Source organism: Microbacterium horticulturae, from assembly GCF_029094505.1.
GTDB lineage: Bacteria > Actinomycetota > Actinomycetes > Actinomycetales > Microbacteriaceae > Microbacterium > Microbacterium horticulturae.
The window spans coordinates 1906584-1924106 of sequence record NZ_CP119108.1 but is presented as its reverse complement, the minus strand read 5'-3'; the positions used below and the strand labels follow the sequence as shown (position 1 = coordinate 1924106).

At 68.8% G+C, this 17523-nt stretch carries 19 protein-coding genes, 1 tRNA gene and 1 other RNA gene; 13 read left to right on the top strand and 8 right to left on the bottom strand.

Translation table 11 applies throughout. The annotated features are described in order from the left end of the window. Window positions 1-5: 5 nt before the first annotated feature. Entirely contained in the window at window positions 6-482 is a 477-nt protein-coding gene (smpB, locus tag PU630_RS09275) for an SsrA-binding protein SmpB (protein WP_275276795.1), read from the top strand. A 12-nt stretch (window positions 483-494) separates the two neighbouring features. Here the strand turns inward: smpB and PU630_RS09270 are convergent, their stop codons facing one another. From PU630_RS09270 to PU630_RS09260, 3 genes are read right to left on the bottom strand one after another with little or no spacing between them, the layout of a single operon-like run. Further along, window positions 495-1952, bottom strand: a complete 1458-nt coding sequence (locus tag PU630_RS09270) for an MFS transporter (RefSeq protein ID WP_275276794.1) — start codon at window positions 1950-1952, stop codon at window positions 495-497. A gap of 35 nt (window positions 1953-1987) precedes the next feature. Continuing rightward, window positions 1988-3322, bottom strand: coding sequence for a M20/M25/M40 family metallo-hydrolase (locus PU630_RS09265; protein ID WP_275276793.1), 1335 nt, complete (start codon window positions 3320-3322; stop codon window positions 1988-1990). Then, window positions 3319-3966: an SIMPL domain-containing protein gene (locus PU630_RS09260; RefSeq protein ID WP_275276792.1), complete on the bottom strand. Its 648-nt coding sequence runs from the start codon at window positions 3964-3966 to the stop codon at window positions 3319-3321. Before PU630_RS09260 ends, PU630_RS09265 begins: the two co-directional genes overlap by 4 nt. Before the next feature lie 139 nt (window positions 3967-4105). Between PU630_RS09260 and ssrA the strand changes: the two genes are divergently transcribed. Then, window positions 4106-4474: a transfer-messenger RNA gene (ssrA, locus tag PU630_RS09255) on the top strand. 90 nt (window positions 4475-4564) lie between these two features. Then, window positions 4565-5722 (top strand): SLC13 family permease, encoded by a 1158-nt coding sequence (locus PU630_RS09250; RefSeq protein WP_275276791.1) that lies wholly within the window; start codon window positions 4565-4567, stop codon window positions 5720-5722. Here PU630_RS09250 and PU630_RS09245 read toward each other — a convergent pair whose 3' ends face one another. Both PU630_RS09245 and PU630_RS09240 read right to left on the bottom strand, forming a co-directional pair. Next, complete coding sequence (locus PU630_RS09245) at window positions 5723-6292, bottom strand: hypothetical protein (RefSeq protein ID WP_275276790.1); 570 nt, start codon at window positions 6290-6292, stop codon at window positions 5723-5725. Next, window positions 6289-7101: an inositol monophosphatase family protein gene (locus PU630_RS09240; protein WP_275276789.1), complete on the bottom strand. Its 813-nt coding sequence runs from the start codon at window positions 7099-7101 to the stop codon at window positions 6289-6291. The genes PU630_RS09245 and PU630_RS09240 overlap by 4 nt, the downstream gene beginning before the upstream one ends. A 97-nt stretch (window positions 7102-7198) precedes the next feature. On the opposite strand from PU630_RS09240, the gene PU630_RS09235 reads away from it, so the two are divergent. Next, window positions 7199-7273 (top strand) — tRNA-Lys (locus PU630_RS09235). A 47-nt stretch (window positions 7274-7320) separates the two neighbouring features. Here PU630_RS09235 and PU630_RS09230 read toward each other — a convergent pair. Next, window positions 7321-7578, bottom strand: coding sequence for a hypothetical protein (locus PU630_RS09230; RefSeq protein WP_275276788.1), 258 nt, complete (start codon window positions 7576-7578; stop codon window positions 7321-7323). A gap of 20 nt (window positions 7579-7598) precedes the next feature. Continuing rightward, entirely contained in the window at window positions 7599-8018 is a 420-nt protein-coding gene (nrdI, locus tag PU630_RS09225; RefSeq protein ID WP_343075838.1) for a class Ib ribonucleoside-diphosphate reductase assembly flavoprotein NrdI, read from the bottom strand. A gap of 176 nt (window positions 8019-8194) precedes the next feature. On the opposite strand from nrdI, the gene PU630_RS09220 reads away from it, so the two are divergent. Genes PU630_RS09220 through PU630_RS09180 form a run of 9 tightly spaced genes read left to right on the top strand, consistent with a single transcriptional unit; the run spans window position 8195 to window position 16758 of the window. Then, window positions 8195-9394 carry a substrate-binding domain-containing protein gene (locus tag PU630_RS09220; protein ID WP_275276787.1) on the top strand — a complete coding sequence of 400 codons (1200 nt, stop codon included), beginning with the start codon at window positions 8195-8197 and terminating at the stop codon, window positions 9392-9394. Between the two features lies 1 nt (window position 9395). Next, window positions 9396-10160, top strand: a complete 765-nt coding sequence (locus PU630_RS09215; RefSeq protein WP_275276786.1) for an ABC transporter ATP-binding protein — start codon at window positions 9396-9398, stop codon at window positions 10158-10160. Next, window positions 10157-10870: an ABC transporter ATP-binding protein gene (locus tag PU630_RS09210; protein ID WP_275276785.1), complete on the top strand. Its 714-nt coding sequence runs from the start codon at window positions 10157-10159 to the stop codon at window positions 10868-10870. Before PU630_RS09215 ends, PU630_RS09210 begins: the two co-directional genes overlap by 4 nt. Next, a complete protein-coding gene (locus tag PU630_RS09205; protein WP_275276784.1) occupies window positions 10867-11745 on the top strand; it encodes a branched-chain amino acid ABC transporter permease in 879 nt (292 codons plus the stop codon). The genes PU630_RS09210 and PU630_RS09205 overlap by 4 nt, the downstream gene beginning before the upstream one ends. Further along, window positions 11742-12851: a branched-chain amino acid ABC transporter permease gene (locus PU630_RS09200; RefSeq protein WP_275276783.1), complete on the top strand. Its 1110-nt coding sequence runs from the start codon at window positions 11742-11744 to the stop codon at window positions 12849-12851. Before PU630_RS09205 ends, PU630_RS09200 begins: the two co-directional genes overlap by 4 nt. Continuing rightward, complete coding sequence (locus tag PU630_RS09195; RefSeq protein WP_275280063.1) at window positions 12851-14428, top strand: class I adenylate-forming enzyme family protein; 1578 nt, start codon at window positions 12851-12853, stop codon at window positions 14426-14428. The genes PU630_RS09200 and PU630_RS09195 overlap by 1 nt, the downstream gene beginning before the upstream one ends. Further along, the gene (locus PU630_RS09190) at window positions 14412-15101 is read left to right on the top strand and encodes a TetR/AcrR family transcriptional regulator (RefSeq protein WP_275276782.1); all 690 of its coding nucleotides are present in this window, start codon (window positions 14412-14414) and stop codon (window positions 15099-15101) included. The genes PU630_RS09195 and PU630_RS09190 overlap by 17 nt, the downstream gene beginning before the upstream one ends. Beyond that, window positions 15098-15850, top strand: a complete 753-nt coding sequence (locus PU630_RS09185) for a 3-hydroxybutyrate dehydrogenase (RefSeq protein WP_275276781.1) — start codon at window positions 15098-15100, stop codon at window positions 15848-15850. The genes PU630_RS09190 and PU630_RS09185 overlap by 4 nt, the downstream gene beginning before the upstream one ends. Continuing rightward, window positions 15847-16758, top strand: a complete 912-nt coding sequence (locus tag PU630_RS09180) for an alpha/beta fold hydrolase (protein WP_275276780.1) — start codon at window positions 15847-15849, stop codon at window positions 16756-16758. Before PU630_RS09185 ends, PU630_RS09180 begins: the two co-directional genes overlap by 4 nt. Here PU630_RS09180 and PU630_RS09175 read toward each other — a convergent pair. Then, window positions 16727-17512 carry an IclR family transcriptional regulator gene (locus tag PU630_RS09175; RefSeq protein WP_275276779.1) on the bottom strand — a complete coding sequence of 262 codons (786 nt, stop codon included), beginning with the start codon at window positions 17510-17512 and terminating at the stop codon, window positions 16727-16729. The two genes, PU630_RS09180 and PU630_RS09175, sit on opposite strands and share 32 nt — an antisense overlap. Window positions 17513-17523 lie beyond the last annotated feature (11 nt).

Below are 17523 nucleotides of genomic sequence, written 5' to 3'. Positions count from 1 at the left end.
GACCCATGCCCAAGGAACGCGGCGAGAAGGTCGTCGCGACCAACCGTCGCGCGCGTCACGACTACCTCATCGAGAAGACGTATGAGGCAGGGCTGGTCCTGACCGGCACCGAGGTGAAGTCGCTGCGCGAGGGTCGCGCGAATCTCAGCGACGGCTACGCCTACATCAAAGACGGCGAGGCGTTCCTCGACGCCGTGAACATCCCGCAGTACCTGCAGGGCAACTGGACGAACCACGCGGCCAAGCGCGTGCGCAAGCTGCTGCTGCACAAGGAGGAGATCGTGCGCCTGTCGCACGCTGTCTCCGCCGGCGGGTACACGCTCGTGCCGCTGAAGCTCTACTTCTCCGACGGTCGCGCGAAGGTCGAGATCGCGGTGGCCAAGGGCAAGCGCGAGTTCGACAAGCGTCAGACGCTTCGCGAGCGGCAGGACAAGCGCGAGGCCGAGCGCGCCATGCGGAGCCGCAACAGACTGGGCGAGTAACGGTCGAGGCCGTCAGGTGAGGGCCGCAGGCTCGGCCGTGCGATCGCTGAAGGCCTGCTTCGGCACGAACAGCAGCAGGACGGCCGCAACCAGAGCGGTGAGGCCGCACACGACCCACACCGTCACGTAGCCGGCGAACGATCCGGCGGTCGCCCCGGCGCCCGCTGCGTGGTTGAGCAGGGCGATACCGAATACGCATGACGCGATGGCGCCGCCGACGGTCTTGACGGAGTTCGTGAGTCCCGTGGCGACGCCGGTCTGCGTGGGCGGAGCGGCCGACGCCGCGGCCGCCGGCAGAGCCGCGACCAGCGCGCCCGAGCCCACACCGACGATGAGCATGTTCGTGATGACCTGCGCGTAGCTGCTGTGCAGCGGGAGGAACAGGAGGAATCCGACGCCCACCAGCAGCGCGGCACCCACGAGCGTCATCCGCGGCGTGATCGCGCGGGCTACCAGCGGGTAGAGCAAGGCGCCGACGATCATCGCGACGAGATACACGCCGATGATGAGCGAGGTCGCGAACCCCGTGGTCCCGAGGCCGTAGCCGTACACGCTCGGATCAGTGCGCGCGAACGTCGACAGCGGCGCCTGGGCACCCAGCACGCTGACACCGAACAGTCCCGCCGTGAGAAAGACGGGGCCCAGCGCGGGGGAGCGGAACATGCGCACGTCGATCAGCGGGTCGGCGCAGCGCAGCTCCCAGAGCACGAACGGCACGAGCAGCACGACGCCGAGCACGGTGACCAGCCACGACAGGGGGTCGGCGGGTCCGTTCAACCGCAGCAGGCTGAGGCCGCCGGTGAATGCGATGAGGGCCAGTGAGACGAGCACGACGCCGACGGTGTCGAAGGTGCCACCGGTCGGCTCTGGCGACTCCCGCACGCCGACGAGGACCACGAAGAAGCACACGACGATCATGATGCTCGGCACCAGCAGCACCATCCACAGCGGCAGCGCGTCGATGAGGGCACCACCGACGAGGGCGCCGATGATCGCGCCGGATTCGAGCGCGGCCACCAGCATCCCCGACGCCCGCGCGGTGATCGTCGACCGGCCTTCCATCCGGCGGGCGCGCGACCAGATCAGGGCGATCTCCAGCGGCAGCCAGACGACGTAGAACCCCATGAGCGCCCAGCCGGCGAGGAACACCGCGAACGAGTCGGTGAACGGCAGAACGAGGGATGCCGCGGCTGTGACAGCCGTCGAGATGAGAAGCATCCGCTTGTGGCCGATCATGTCGCCGAGCTTCGCGAAGGCCGGCACGACGAGCGCCGACAGCATCAGCTGCGTGCCCTCGAGCCAGTTCACATCGGCATCCGCGATATGCAGATGCCGGGCGATGTCGGTGAGCATGGGCGTGTAGTAGCCCTGGATCACGCCGCTGGTGAATTCGACGAAGGCGAGGAAGCCGACGACGCCGGCGAGGGTGCCGAGTGTGACGCGGGGGGAGGGCGCGACAGTGCGCGTCATGCGTGCTCCTTCGCAAGCAGGTGATTCGGGTGGGATCACTCTAACTGCTGGATGAGCGCGCGGTGGAATCGCTCCCCGCGCTCGAGCGCGTCGATGGTGACGAACTCGTCCACCCCGTGGATCCCCGCGCGTTGCGCTGCGGACATCTCGAGCGGCGTGAACCGGTACACCGCCGGGCTGAAGCGGTGGAAGTGCCGCGAGTCGCTGGCCTGCATCATGATGTACGGCACGGCTTGCGCGTCGGGGTACGACGCTGCCAAGGCGCCCGCAAGGGCGGCGAACTCCGGTCCGCCGGCGGGGGACTGGGGCGAGGGATCATCACCCTCCACGACCGTCACCTCGACCTCGCGGTCGGCGATGCGTCGCCGCACGCGTGCCACGGTACGGTCGACGGTCTCACCGACCGCGATGCGCAGGTTGACCGTCGCCGACGCCTGCGAGGGGAGGACATTGGCGGCTGTGCCGCCCGCGGCCATGGTCGCGGCGACCGTCGTGCGCACCAGGGCCGCGCTCTCGCCGCCGAGACGCGCGAGGACTCGGGCAGCGATCGGTGGACAGGCCGCGAGCACGCGGTACAGCGGGCGGCCGATGCCCGAGGCCCGACCGGCGAAGATCCCCAGCAGACGGCGGATGGTCTCCGGTGTGTGTGGGCGGAACGTACCCGCGTCGAGCCGGTCGACGGCGCGGGCGATGCGGCGCACGGCGGTCATCGGGGGCGGCGCCGAGGCGTGGCCACCCGTCCCGCGCGCCGAGAGGCGGAGCGTCATGACGCCCTTCTCGGCAAGACCGATCATCGCCGCCTGCCCGGTCACGAAAGGCAACGGTGCCTCGACGACCGCACCACCCTCGTCGAGCACGAGCCACGGCATCACACCACTGTCGCGGAGGGATGCCGCGATCTGGCGGGCTGCGCCTCCGTAGGTCTCCTCGTTGCCGCCGAACGAGAGGTAGACATCGCGCGCTGGGGTGAAGCCTGCCGCGAGCAGGTTCTCGACGGCTTCCAAGATCACCAGCAGCGGGCCCTTGTCATCGAGCGTCCCGCGTCCGTAGACACGCCCGTCGGCGATCACTCCGTCAAAGGGCGGGTGGGACCAGGGGTCGCTCTCGTCGACAGGCACGACGTCGTAGTGGGCCATGAGCACGAGCGGAGCAGACTCTCGGCGTCCGCGCCAGCGGAACAGAAGTCCGAGGTCGGTGTGCCGGGTGAGCTCGAGATGCTCGTGCGTGAGCGGATACATCTCGCGCAAGAGGGCGACGAATTCATCGAACGGGCCCATTCCGCGCTGATCAAGTTCGGCCGAGACGGTGGGGATGCGGATCAGGGCGGACAGCCGCTCGGCGGCGCCGGCGCGTGGCGTGATGTCGCTCATCGTGCCGTGAACCGCGCTTCGACGGCGGCCGAGACCGTGATGTCTTCGGGCTGGAAGTCGAGGCCGGGGTCGCCGACGACCTTTGCCGACGCGGCCATGAGAGCGCGGGGAGCCGGCGCGTCCGGTGAACGAAGCCCCACATCGGACACCTCCACGGGCGTGACCCCCGAAAGGCCGAGGGCGTTCGCGTACGCGGTCGCACGTTCCACAGCGACCTGAACGGCGCGGGAGGCCACGTCGCGTTCGAGGGCGGTGTGGGTGTCGGTCTTCAGGCGCCAGTCGATCGTGCCGACCTGCACGCCGTCGCGCTCGGCGACCTGCGTGATCCACCAGCTCAAGGCGGCGAAGTCGGCGAACGTGGCGGTCATGTCGACGGCGGCGTGGTGGACGGGCGCCAGCTGCTTCTCGCCGGCCCACGGCCGCTCGGACCACACAGCCACCCGGGCGCTCGACCAGTCGACGAGCGTCCCGCCCTCCTTGCGCTCGGCGAGCTCATCGCGGATCGGCGCGGCGAGAGCGGCGATGCGCTCGACGACCGGGCCACGATCGGGACCTTCGGCGCGCACAGCGATGTGGGCGACGGCCTCTTCGGGCGCGCGGCGCAACTCGTGCTCGCCGCGTACGGTGATGGTGACTTCGGGCATGAACAGAGCCTACGATGCTCGTGCTGTGCGCGGGAATTCCGCTTCGTGCGTTCTCGTTGTATGCTGTGATGCTCGGGTGCTTCGGCATCCGGTTGAAAACTCCACAGCGCGACAGCGGCCGCTCCACGAGAGCATGCACGGGGATGATCGGTTTCGACATCGCCTGTCTATTCACGAGAAGCGGGCCGAGGATGCAGGGTTATCTCGCGAACGCTCCCTGTAAACAACAAGTGCCAATGCAAAGCGCACTGACTTCGCCCTCGCTGCGTAAGCGAGCCCGATAGTCCGTCAGACCGTATGTGATTCCGGTACGGACCCTGGCGTCATCTAGGGATCTTGCTGTGTGACGGCGTCTGGACGTCACGCGGGACTCTTCCCAGACTGGGCCTGTCGACTTAGGTGTCTGTGACAAAGGTCGGGGCCGAGCAGAACGTCTTCACAGACTGCGCCCGGAGAAGGCGTGGAGATTCAGCGATGGACGGGGGTTCGATTCCCCCCATCTCCACCAGCCGCTGTCGCACGGAGGAAGCCCCTCGATCCCGTTGCGGGACCGAGGGGCTTCGCTTGTCACAGACCACGTCGGGCGCGGGGAGTGCGGATGAAGACGGTCGCCGTCGGTGGCGTGCTGCTGGTGCTGGGCACGGTGGCCCTGGCCACCGGCATCCTTCCCCTTTCCGACGCCCTCGTGCTGTGGGACCGTGTCTGGCCGGTGCTCCTGTTCGTCATCGCCATCACCGTCGTGACCGAACTCGCCGCGGTCGCAGGGGTCTTCACGGTGGTTGCACGGCATGTCGCCCGATGGGGGCGCGGCAGAGCGTGGATGTTGTGGATGCTGGTGGTCGCCGCCGCGACGGTGTGCACGGTGTTCCTGTCGCTGGACACGACGGCGGTCCTTCTGACGCCGATCGTCATCGCGCTGGCGCGCCAGTCTGGGCTCAACCCATTGCCCTTCGCACTGACCACTGTGTGGACGGCGAACGCCGGGTCGCTGCTGCTACCAGTCTCGAACCTCACCAACCTGCTGGCGCAGCGCGCGATGGGCGATCCCACGCCGGGAGAGTTTGCCGCACTCCTCTGGCCCGCCGCACTGGCGGCGTTGGCGATGCCGCTGCTGGTGATCCTGCTCGTGTCGGGGCGTCACCTGCGCGCCCGCTACCAGGTGCCCGAGACCGCGGCGATCGAGGATCCGGTGCTGTACCGGTGGAGTGCGGGCACACTCGTGGTGCTGTTCCCGCTGCTCGTCAGCGGAGTGCCGGTGTGGATGCCGGCGGTCGTGGCCGCTCTCGTCTTGATGGTGGTGTTCGCGGTACGCCAACGCCGGTCGCTGCGGTTCGGCCTGCTGCCGTGGCGGCTCCTGGTTTTCGTGTCGGGGCTCTTCTTGGCAGTGGACGCCGTGCACGCGCTGGGCCTCGGCGATGCGCTGGCCGCGCTCGTCGGCGGAGGCACGGGTGCGGGTGATCTGCTGCGGATGGCTTCGGTCGGTGCGGCATCCGCGAACCTCGTCAATAACCTGCCCGCCTATCTGGCGTTGGAACCCGCTGCCGGGATGGATCCCGTGCGCCTCGCGGCGCTGCTGGTGGGAGTCAATGCGGGACCGCTGATCTTGCCATGGGGGTCGCTGGCGACGCTGCTCTGGCATGACCGTCTGGTCGCCATGGGCGTGCATGTTCCGTGGAAGCGGGTCATAGCGTGGGGCGCGATCGCCGCGCCGTTGAGTGTGGTCGCGGGTGCGCTCGCGCTGGTGGCAGGGGCTTGATCAGCCCGCCGGCGGCCACTCGATGAGCAGCAGGCCCTGTTTCGTGTCGGAGACGGTCAGCTCGTCGCCGGCGATCCGGTAGGCCATGCCCATCGGCGCGTCGTCGGGCGCGACGAAGTACTTCGCGCCGTTCTCTTCGGACTCGACCCATCCTTGCGCGGTCAGTTCGTCGGTCACCTGCTGAGCCTCGTCACCCGACAGGGGCGCCCAGCCGTAGACCTGGACGTCGTCGCTGGCGACTTCCGGGTTACCCCAGATGCACTGCAGCCCGTCACTCAGCTCGGTGTTGCCCACGTAGAACGGGTCTTGACGAGAAGTCCAGCCGGCGTCGGTGAACGCCGACACCGTTTCTGCAGGGAGGATGGCCTCACAGGTCGGTGTGCCGGGGTCGCCGACCGTGTCATCGGTGGCGTCGGCGGTCGGGGTGACCTGCGAGCCCGCGATCGGAGCCGACGCCCCCGGGGTCGCCGGTGCCGAGGTCGCGGAGTCGTCGCCGCAGGCAGTGAGCGCGACAAGGAGCGCGCCGCAGCTCAGCGCAAGTGCGATATGCCGTGTGCGGTGCGAGGTCACAAGGCATCCGGTCCGTGCAGCAGGCGCAGATAAGCGTCGTGGAGCAGGCCGTTGCTCGCCAGTGAGGAGCGCGTGTCCACGGCATCCCGTCCGGTGAAATCGGTGAACCGGCCGCCGGCCTCGCGCACGATCGGCACATGGGCGGCGATGTCGTACTCCTTGACGTCGAACTCCGCCACCATCTCCAGGCGGCCCTCGGCGAGGAGCATGTACGGCCAGGCGTCGCCGTAGCCGCGGTCGCGCCAGACGGCCCTGCTGAGGCGTACGAGCGCGTCCAGGTGGCCGGCTTCGTCCCACTGAGCGATGCTCTGGAAGCTCACGCTCGACTCCTCAAGCGCATCGACCTTCGAGACCTGCAGGCGTCGCGGGTCGCCGTCGGGGCTGTTCGTCCAGGCTCCCTGGCCGGTCGCACCCCACCAGCGGCGCCCCAGGGCCGGCTGGCTGACCACGCCCACCTCGGGCACGCCCTCGACGATGAGGGCGATGAGGGTCGCCCACATCGGGATGCCCTTCATGTAGTTCGCCGTGCCGTCGATCGGGTCGATCACCCATTGACGCGATGTGGAGCCGCTCGTGCCGTACTCTTCGCCGAAGACGCCGTCATTGGGGCGCTGGGCGGTGAGGATGTCGCGGATCGCACGCTCGGTCGCCAGGTCAGCATCCGTCACGTGGGTCGCATCGGCCTTGAGTAGAACGCCGAGAGCGGGGTCATCGAAGTGCTCCATCGACACCTCGTCGGCCGCGTCGGCGAGGCGCAGGGCGAGCGCGAGATCGTCTTCGAACTCGGCGGGGGAGGCGTGTAGGGTCACCTGCTCAGGATAGCCGTGGTGGATGTGCGGCTCGATTTCGTTGCGCGCCGATCCGGGTGCTAGTGTTGACTCTCGGTTCGCCACTGCGGTGAACCGAGCGCCTCTAGCTCAACGGCAGAGCAATTGACTCTTAATCAATGGGTTCTGGGTTCGAATCCCAGGGGGCGCACCACACAGAAACGCCCGGGGGATGTCGTCCATCTGCCGGGCGTTTTCGTCTCAGATCAGTGTCCAGGTTTCGCGCGCCAGCGCAGCGTAGCGCTCGGGCGGACCGGCCAGCTCCGGCGAGAACCACGCCACGAACTCCTCGTGCATGATCCGCTCCAGCTCTTCGACCGTCTGCGCCTCGCCGACGCGCTGGGTGATTGTCTCGGCCTCGAGTCGATATTCGTCCGCCGGTACGCCGACGGGCGCCAGCTCGAGCGGGTCTAAGCGGTACAGCAGGGCCGTCACGTCGCTGACGAGGTCGGAGTCCATGCGACCCACGTTACGGGGGATCAGCCCTCGACGTGCGAGTAGCGCGCATCGAGCTCGGCGAGGATCTCGCGTGCCCGCTCGAGGTCCCACGGCGTGCCCTGCAGCTCGAACTCGAACAGGATCGGGCGCCCCGACGCCCGGGCTATCTGCCGCGCCGCCGCCTGGTAGTGCGCGCCGAAATTGCGGTTGCCCGAACCCATGATCCCCACCAGGCGGCGTCGCGTGAGCGGATGACGCAAGAATCGGCGCACCGGCTCCGGCAGAGCGTCGTTGTCGGGGTTGCCCGTCTTGTACGACGGAGTCAGGAGCACCCACGGGCCTTCGGGCACCGAGCGGCGCACGTGCCGGTTGCCAAGATCGAACACCGGGCGCCCCAGACGCGTTGCGAACAGTTTGACCATCCCCGAACCGCTCGAGAAGTAATACACCGGCACCTGCACGATCAGCTCCGCTCATCCCGTCTGGGCAGTCAGGTTAGTCCGGAGCGGGATGCCGCGGCGGCCGCCGAAGCCGGGAGTAATGAGACGCGAATGTTGACAGGGGGATGCCGCGATCCGTACTCTTTCCAGTACCTGAATCGGGTTTCATAAACCTTCCAACGGCGAAAGGCACTCCCATGCGGGCCACCAAGAAACTCGTGCTGCTTGCAGCATTGACGGCGGCAGCGGCCGTCGCCCTCGCAGCATGCGCACCGACGGCATCCGGCGACACGAACCCTTCCGCGTCGGGCGGAGAGGTCAGCGTCGGCGTCATCACCAGCGAGACCGGTGCGCTGGCCGGTTATGGCAAGCAGTACCTCGATGCGTTCAAAGCGGGGCTGGACTACGCGACCGACGGCACGGGCGCGGTCGACGGCACGGCTCTGAAGATCGACTACCGTGACGATGCCGGTGACCCCGACACCGCGGTCACGGCAGCGAAGGACCTCATCGGCAAGGGCACCAAGATCCTGATGGGCAGCGCCTCCTCGGGCGTCGCGCTGGCCGTCGCCGAGCAGGCGGCGCAGAACAAGGTGCTGTTCATCTCCGGCCCCGCCGCGGTCGACACCCTCACCGGGCTCAATGAGTACACGTTCCGTTCCGGCCGCCAGAGCGCGCAGGACGTCGCGACCGCCGGCACGTTCCTCGACGACATCGACGGCAAGAAGATCACCGTCTTCGCGCAGAACACCGCCTTCGGACAGGGCAATGAAGCGGCGGTGAAGGCCATCCTCGGCGCCAAGGGCGCGACTGTCGACAGTGTGCTGGTACCGGAGGATGCCACGGAGTTCACCCCGTTCGCGCAGCAGATCCTTTCCTCCAAGCCCGACCTCGTGTTCGTTGCGTGGGCAGGGGCGACCAGCGGCGCGATGTGGCAGGCGCTGTCGCAGCAGGGCGTGCTCGACGAGATCCCGGTGGTGACCGGACTCGGCGACTCGCCCACATTCGACGCGTACGGCGAGGCCAGCGAGAAGATCAACTTCCTCAGTCACTACTTCCCCGGCGCGAACACCGACCCCGTCAACGAGAAGATGATCTCTCTCATCGAGAAGGCCGGCGGCACGCCCGACCTGTTCAGCCCCGACGGCTTCAACGCGGCGATCATGCTCGTGCACGCGGTCAAGGAGGGCAAGGGCGACGTGGATGCCATGGTCAAGGCGCTCGAGGGCTTCAGCTTCGACGGGCCGAAGGGCAAGACGGCCGTTCGCGCTTCCGATCACGCGCTCATCCAGGAGATGTACCAGGCCAAGCTCGTGAAGAAGGCCGGCTCATACGTCCCCGAGCTCATCGGCGCCGTGCCGGCGGACGAGGTCGCTCCGGCCGAAGCGGGCAAGTGAGATGACGGCCCCCGTCCCGCCCGCGTTGCGCATCCGCAGCCTCGGCCTGCAGATCGGCGGCATCGGCATCCTCGACGAGGTCGCGCTCGACGTCGCACCCGGAGCGCTCGTCGGCGTGATCGGCCCGAACGGGGCCGGCAAGACGACGCTGTTCAACGCGATCTCCGGCCTCGTACGCCCCACGGAGGGCACCATCGAGATGCACGGCACCGACATCACGCGGCTCTCGGTCGCGCGGCGCGCACGGGCGGGGCTGGGGCGCACGTTCCAGACCTCGAGCCTGTTCCCACAGCTGACGGTGCGCGAGAACGTACGGCTGGCCGCGCAGGCGCGCGTCGGCGGCAGCTACTCGCTGGTGCGGTTTCCGCACCGCGACGACGAGGCCACGCGGGTGGCCGACGAGATGCTCGCGATCGTCGGGCTGACCCATCGGGCCGATGCCCGCGCGGGTGACATCTCGCACGGCGACAAACGCAAGCTCGAGATCGCGGTGCTGCTGGCCATGCGCGCCCGGGTCATCCTGCTCGACGAACCGATGGCCGGGGTCGCCTCCGGCGACGTCGCGGGTCTGGTCGAGAGCATCCGCGATCTGCACCGTGCGACCGGCTGCACGGTACTCATGGTCGAGCATCACATCGACGTGCTCATGGGCCTCGTCGAGAAGGTCGCGGTCATGTACGCCGGACAGATCATCGCGTTCGACGCGCCGCAGAGGGTGATGAGCGATCCGCTCGTGCAGAGCGCCTACCTGGGAAGTGCCGCATGAGCGACATCTTGCAGGTGCGCGGCCTGCGTGCATCGATCGCCGGCCAGCAGGTCGTCGAAGACGTGAGCTTCGACGTTCCTGAACGCGGCGTGACGGCGATCCTCGGCCGCAACGGCGTCGGCAAGACCTCGACGTTGCGGGCGATCATGGGCCTGATCTCGCGGCGCGGCGAGGTACGCCTCGGCGGAGACCGGATCGACAGTCTGCTCACGCACCGCATCGCCCGACGCGGGGTCGGCTACGTGCCCGAAGACCGCGAGGTGTTCGCGGGGCTCACGGTCGCCGAAAATCTCGTCCTCGCCGAGCGCAACGGCAGCTCGCGGCGCGAGCTCGTCGCTGAGCTCTTCCCCGATCTGACGGGGCGTATGGCGCAGCGCGCCGGCACGCTCTCCGGGGGCCAGCAGCAGATGGTCTCGCTGGCCCGCGCTCTGCTGAACGAGAACCGCGTGCTGCTCGTCGACGAGCCCACGAAGGGGCTGGCGCCGAAGGTCGTCGACGATGTTGCAGAAGCGCTCGAACGGGCGGCGCGCACGGTGCCCATTGTGCTCGTCGAGCAGAACCTGCAGGTCGTGCGGCGGCTCGCCGACAAGGCGGTCGTGATCGCGGCCGGTCGGGTCGTGCACACCGGCGCGACCGCTGACATCCTCGACGACACCGATCTCACCCGCCGCCTTCTGGGCGTGCACGCGCAGCAGGGAGCGGGCGCATGAGCACCATCGTCTTGGCGCTGCTGACCGGTGTCGGCCTGGGAGCGCTGTACTTCCTCGTCTCATCGGGACTGAGCCTCATCTACGGGCTGATGCACGTGCTGAACTTCGCGCACGGCGCGTTCCTGTCGCTGAGCGCATTCATCGGATGGGAAGTGGCACGGAGACTGGATGCCGCCAACTGGGGCGGCTTCCTTCTCTCGATCGTCGTGGGGGCTGTCGTGGGCGCGCTGTTCGCCGCCCTCACCGAGCTGGCGCTGATCCGCCCGCTGTACGAACGGCACATCGAGCAGGTGCTTGTGACGGTCGGCCTCTCGTTCGCCGCGATCGCCCTGTTCAACGGAATCTGGGGAACCGACCCGGTGTACATCGCCGGTCCCGCGTGGCTGGATGCGACGACGTCGGTCCTGGGCGCGAAGGTGCCCAACGTGTACTGGCTGCTCATCGTCGTGGCGGCCATCGTGCTGGGTCTGATGGTGCTGTTCCTGCGCCGCACTCGCTACGGCATCATCATCCGCGCGGGTGTGGAGAACCGTGCGATGGTGACGGCGCTGGGCATCGACGTGCGCCGGTCGTTCACCCTCGTCTTCGCGATCGGCGGAGCTGCAGCCGGCATCGGCGGGGTCCTCGCCGCGCAGTGGGCGGGGTATGTGTCCAGCGGCCTCGGGCAGACGCTGCTGATCTTCGCGTTCATCGTGACGATCATCGGTGGGCTCGGCTCGCTGCCGGGCGCCGCCGTCGCCTCGGTGCTCGTGGCGGTGCTGCAGCAGTTCGCCAACTTCTTCCTCGCCGGGACCGGCGACTTCATCGTCGTGGTCCTGCTCGCCGTCGTGCTTCTCGTCCGCCCGTCCGGCCTTCTGGGGAGGGCAGCCGTATGACCCGCGCGTCCCGTTCACCGTTCGTGCCCGTGGTCGCGGGCGTCGCCGTGGTGGTCATCCTGGCCATCCTGCCGCTGCTGAACATCAGCATCCCCGGCGTCCTGCCCGGCCCGACCTACACGCCCGGCACGCTCGCGTTGCTCTCACTGTGCATGGTCTACGCGGCCCTCGCGCTGTCGTACAACATGCTGCTGGGCACCGCCGGTCTGCTCTCGTTCGGGCATGCACTGTCGTTCGGGGCTGGCGCCTACGGGCTGGGCATCGTGCTGCAGTCGCTGCAGATGCCGCTGTGGCCGTCGGTGCTGATCGCAGTGCTCGGCGGACTCGTGATCGCCGTGGTCACCGGTGCTGTCAGCCTGCGCGTCAACGGCATCCCGTTCGCCATGGTCACGCTCGCGTTCGCCCAGGCTGCGTCGGTGCTCGTACGGCGCAACGCGCAGATCACCGGAGGAGAAGAGGGTCTCAGCCTGCCGACGGCGCACGTGCCCGATTGGCTCGTGGGCGTGATCAACACCCGGAACCTGTACTGGTTCGCGCTCGTGGTCGTGGTGATCGCGTACCTCATCGCGCTCTGGGTCGACCGATCGCGCCTCGGGCACGTGGCCCGCGCCGCGCGAGAGAACGAGTTGCGCGTGCGCGTGCTGGGTCTGAGCCCCTACGTTGCCAAGCTCGTGGTCTTCATCGCCGCGGCGGTCGCGGCATCCCTCGCCGGCATCGCCTACCTGCTTCTGCAGAGCGGCACCCAGCCGCACGCCGTGTCGGCCGACCTGACCATCACGATCCTCGTGATGGTGGTGCTCGGCGGTGTCGGATTCCGCTGGGGAGCCGTCGTCGGCGGCGTGGTCTACACCTTGCTCGACCAGCGGCTCACGGTGCTCGCGCGCTCGGACCTCATTGCCGGCATGCCCGACGTGCTGCGCATCCCGCTCTCAGAACCGCTGTTCCTGCTGGGCGTACTCTTCATCATCGTGGTGATGTTCCTGCCCGGCGGCATCGCGGGCACGGTCGACGCGCTGGTCCGCAGGCGCCGCGCGCGTCGCGCGCCCGCGTCGTTCGTCAACGTGAACCGTGCCGACGAGATCGCCGAAGAGGACGTGCGGGTGTGATGTACGACGACGGGATGCCGGCAGACGGGGCACACACACTGGGCCGGTGGCTCGACGACCGCGCTGTGACGACGCCGGCGAAGACGGCGATCGACGACCGCGGCGTCACGATCGACTATGCGCGACTCGCCGAGCGCGCACGCGATCTGGCCGACCGCCTGCGCACCGCGGGCTACGGGCCCGGCGATCGCATCGCGACCATATCGGGCAACACGATCGACCACGTCGTGGCGTTCTTCGCCTGCGCGAAGGCCGGCATCGCCTTCGTCCCGCTCTCGTGGCGGCTGGCGTCGAGCGAGCTCGCAGAGGTCATCGCACGGGCGAGCCCGCAGCTGCTGCTCGTCGAGGAAGACTACGCCGGGCCCGCCGCCGATGCACAGCGCCGACGGGGGATGCCGCTTCCGCAGGCGCCTCTGGGCGTGGCAGGCGTGGAGACCCACGCGCCCGAGCGAGACGAACGCTTCGGCGAGCGGCCCAAGCATCGCGCCGTCCGCGACGACGACACCGCCCTGGTGATCTTCACCTCAGGCAGCGAGGGCACGCCCAAGGGTGTCATGCTCAGCCACGCCAACTGCTTCTGGAACAACCTGGCGCTGGCCGGGGCGATCGGCCTGCGCACCGACGACGTCGTGCTGGCGGCGCTGCCGCAGTTTCACATCGCCGCGTGGAACGTGCAGCCGCTGCTGGCGTGGTGGACGGGCGCCACCGTCGTCCTCGAGCGCTCGTTTCAGCCCGACCGGGTGCTTCAGTTGATCTCCGAGCGACACGTGACCGCGCTCATGGGCGTGCCGACGCAGTATCGGCTGCTCGCCGACGACCCCGGCTTCGCTGCGGCCGACCTCAGCTCGCTGCGGATCGCGCAGGTCGGCGGTGCGCCGGCCGACGATGAGCTGCAAGAGGTCTGGCGCGCGCGCGGTGTGGAGCTTCTGGCCGGATATGGGCTGACTGAAGCAGCCCCGAACGTGCTGTCGGTCGCCCCCGGCGACGCCCGGGCCGCGCAGGGCACCGTCGGCGTCCCGTATCCGCACGTCGATGTGTGCATCGCCGATCCCGGTACCGGCCTGCCGACGGGCGAGGGTGCGGTGGGCGAGCTCTGGGTGCGAGGACCGAGCGTGTTCACCGGATATCTCGGCGATCCGAACGCCACGACCAGCGCATTCGCGGGGGAGTGGCTGCGCACCGGAGACCTTGCCCGACGCGGCGAAGACGGCCGGTACCGGATCGTCGACCGGATCAAGGACATCTACATCTCCGGGGGCGAGAACGTCGCACCCGCTGAAGTCGAGCGTGCGCTGTGTGCGCATCCGGCGGTGCGCGCAGCGGTGGTCGTCGGCGTGCCCGATCGGGTGTGGGGCGAACGCGGTCTCGCCTTCGTGGAACTCGTTCCCGGTGTTCCGTGCGGGCAGGATGAGCTGCTCGCCCATGCGCGCGAGAGGCTCGCGTCGTTCAAGGTGCCCGTGCGGGTCATCGTGAGGGACGAGCTGCCGCGTTCGGCGATAGACAAGCTCGCCCGGTCGCGCCTGCGAGAGCAGGCCCGGGCGATCTGGGAAGAGGGGGCCTATGAGTGTGCAGAATGAACAGACGGCGCTGAACGTGTCGTCGGTGACCGGCCGGCCGCTCACCAAGCGCGGCGAGGCCACGCGACGTCGCCTCCTGGAGGCGGCCGAGCACGTGTTCGCCGACCAGGGGTATCACGAAGCCTCGATCGTGAAGATCACCGAGCGTGCCGGGATCGGCCTGGGAACCTTCTACCTCTACTTCGACAGCAAGCAGACTATTTTCGAGTCGCTCGTCGTCGATCTGAACCAGCGCGTGCGCCACTCCATGGCCGAGGCGATGACGGGTGCCGCTTCGAGGCTCGAGGCCGAGCGCGCGGGCTTCGCGGGCTTCTTCCACTTCACGGCGCGGCATCCGGCGCTCTACCGCGTCGTCCGCGAGGCGGAGTTCGTCTCGCCTGACATGCTCAAGCTGCACTACACGCGCATCGTCGAGGGGTATGAGGCCGGGCTGCGCCGGGCCCAGCAGCAGGATGAGGTCGATCGCACGCTCGATCCGGAGATCGCGGCGTGGGCTCTCATGGGCATGGGAGAGCTGATCGGGATGCGCTATCTGCTGTGGGAACGCACGGCAGACGGCGACGGACCCGCGACCCTGCCCGACGAGGCCTTCGACGCCCTGATGCACTTCATCGACAACGCGCTCTCACCGCGCGAACACGGACAGAACAGCAAGGAAGGCGAGAACTCATGACCGAACGGGACCTCGACGGCAAGCGGGCCGTCGTCACCGGAGGCGCCAGTGGCATCGGACTGGCCTGCGCGCGGGAGCTCGCCGCGCGTGGCGCGCACGTCGTGATCGCAGACCTCGATGCTGACGCGGCGCAGGCTGCGGCATCCACCCTCGACGGCGAAGTCTGGGCGGTCGACCTCTCCGACACTCCTGCCCTGGACGGACTGTCCTTGGACGCAGACATTCTCGTGAACAATGCCGGAATCCAGCGGGTCGCACCGATCACCGAGTTCGACCCCGAGGCGTTCCGGCTCATTCAGCGGCTCATGGTCGAGGCGCCGTTCCTGCTGATCCGCGCGGCGCTGCCCACCATGTACGAGCGTGGCTGGGGGCGCATCGTGAACATCTCCAGCGCACACGGACTGCGCGCCAGCGCTTTCAAGGTCGCGTATGTGACCGCCAAGCACGCGCTCGAAGGCCTCTCGAAGGTCGCGGCGCTGGAGGGCGCTGAGCACGGCGTGACAAGCAACTGCATCAACCCGGCGTACGTGCGCACGCCGCTGGTGGAGAAGCAGATCACCGACCAGGCCGCGGTGCACGGCATCCCCGAGTCGGAGGTCGTAGAGAAGATCATGCTGACCGAGATGGCGGTCAAGCGCCTCGTCGAGCCCGAAGAAGTCGCCTCGCTCGCCGGCTGGCTCGTGGGCGCGCACTCCGGGATGACGACGGGCGCCTCGTACACGATCGACGGCGGATGGACGGCACGATGAGTCGCGAACGGCACGAGATCGACGTTCCCGTGGACGGCGGGATGCTGCACGTGGGTGTCTGGGAGGCTGATTCGGCCGACGCGCCGACCGCGCTTCTCATCCACGGCGTGACCTCCTCGCACCTCGCCTGGCCGTTCGTCGCCGATCGGCTGCCGGGCGTGCGGCTGATCGCTCCCGACCTGCGCGGCCGCGGCCGCAGCAACCGGCTGGCCGGCCCCGCCGGAATGGCGGCGCACGCCGCGGACATGGTCGCCGTGCTCGACGCGCTGAGCATCGACCGCGCCGTCGTGGTCGGCCACTCGATGGGGGCGTTCGTCTCTGTCGTGCTGGCAGATGTGCACCCCGATCGGGTGTCATCGCTCGTGCTCGTGGACGGCGGATTCCCTCTGGACGTGCCCGCCGACCTCGACCCCGACACCGCGATCCGTCTCGTGCTGGGGCCGACTGCCGAGCGGCTGGAGATGCGGTTCACTTCCACCGCGGAGTACCTCGACTTCTGGCGTGCGCATCCGGCCTTCCGGCAGGCGTGGACGCCCGAGCTGGAGGACTACCTCGCGTACGATCTCGTCGAGGACGACGGGGGAGCACTTCACCCCGCGACCGCGTACGCCACGGTGGTCGACGACACGATCGACATGAATACGGGCAGCGCGGTCCCCGACGCCCTCGGGCGGCTGCGGCACCCCACCCGGCTGCTCACGGTGCCTCGCGGGCTGCAGGACGAAGAGCCAGGCCTGTACGCACCCGCGCACCTGAATCGTCTCCTGGCCGATCATCCGGCCGTGGAACACCGACGGATCGGCGGGTTCAACCACTACACCATCGTGATGTCGCCCGAGGGCGCCGACGTCGTCGCCCCCGAGATCGCGGCGGCCATCAGCGTCGCGCCGATGCGATCCGCGTCGTGAGCTGGTGGGCGTGTGCGAGGAGCGTGCGCCCCAGCTCGGGCAGGCGGTCGGGCCCGAACCGGAACTCGACGCCGTTCAGGCTCAGCGCCCACTGCGGGTGCCCTTCGCGGGTGAACACGGCGGCGCCGATGCCGTAGCTGCCCTCGACGATCAGCCCGGGGTTCAGCGAGTATCCGCGCTCCTTGGTGTCACGCAGCCGCGCACGCAGACGCGCCTCCCCATGTGCGGCGCCGTAGCGTTCGGCCAAGTCGGGATGCCGTTCGAAGTAGGCGTCCACATCGTGAGGCTCCAGGAAGGCGAGGATCGCGAGGCCCGCCGAGGCGATGCCGAGAGGGAACCGCGAGCCCTCGTGCAGCACGAACGAACGGATGGGGAAGCTGCCCTCCTCATTGACCAGGCACACGGTCTCATCCCCGCGGCGTACGGACAGGAACGCGCTCTCCTCTGTGCGCACCGACAGGGAGCGCACGATGTCGCGGGCGACCTCGGTGATGTCGTACCGTGCCGCGGCGACGTTGCCCATGAGGAACAGTTCGGGCCCCGGCATCCACGATCCTGTTCCCTCGTCCTGGTCGACGAGCCCTTCGTGGCGAAGAGCGGCCAGCAGCCGGTGCGTCGTGGGGCGCGTCAGGTCGGCCTGGCGGGCCAGGTCCGCGGTGGTCACGCCGACATCGCCCGCGGCCGTGACCAAGCGCAGCAGCGCGGCCGCGCGTGCCACGGCTTGCGCGCCCGGCACAGTGGCGTGCGTGTCCATAATATGAACAG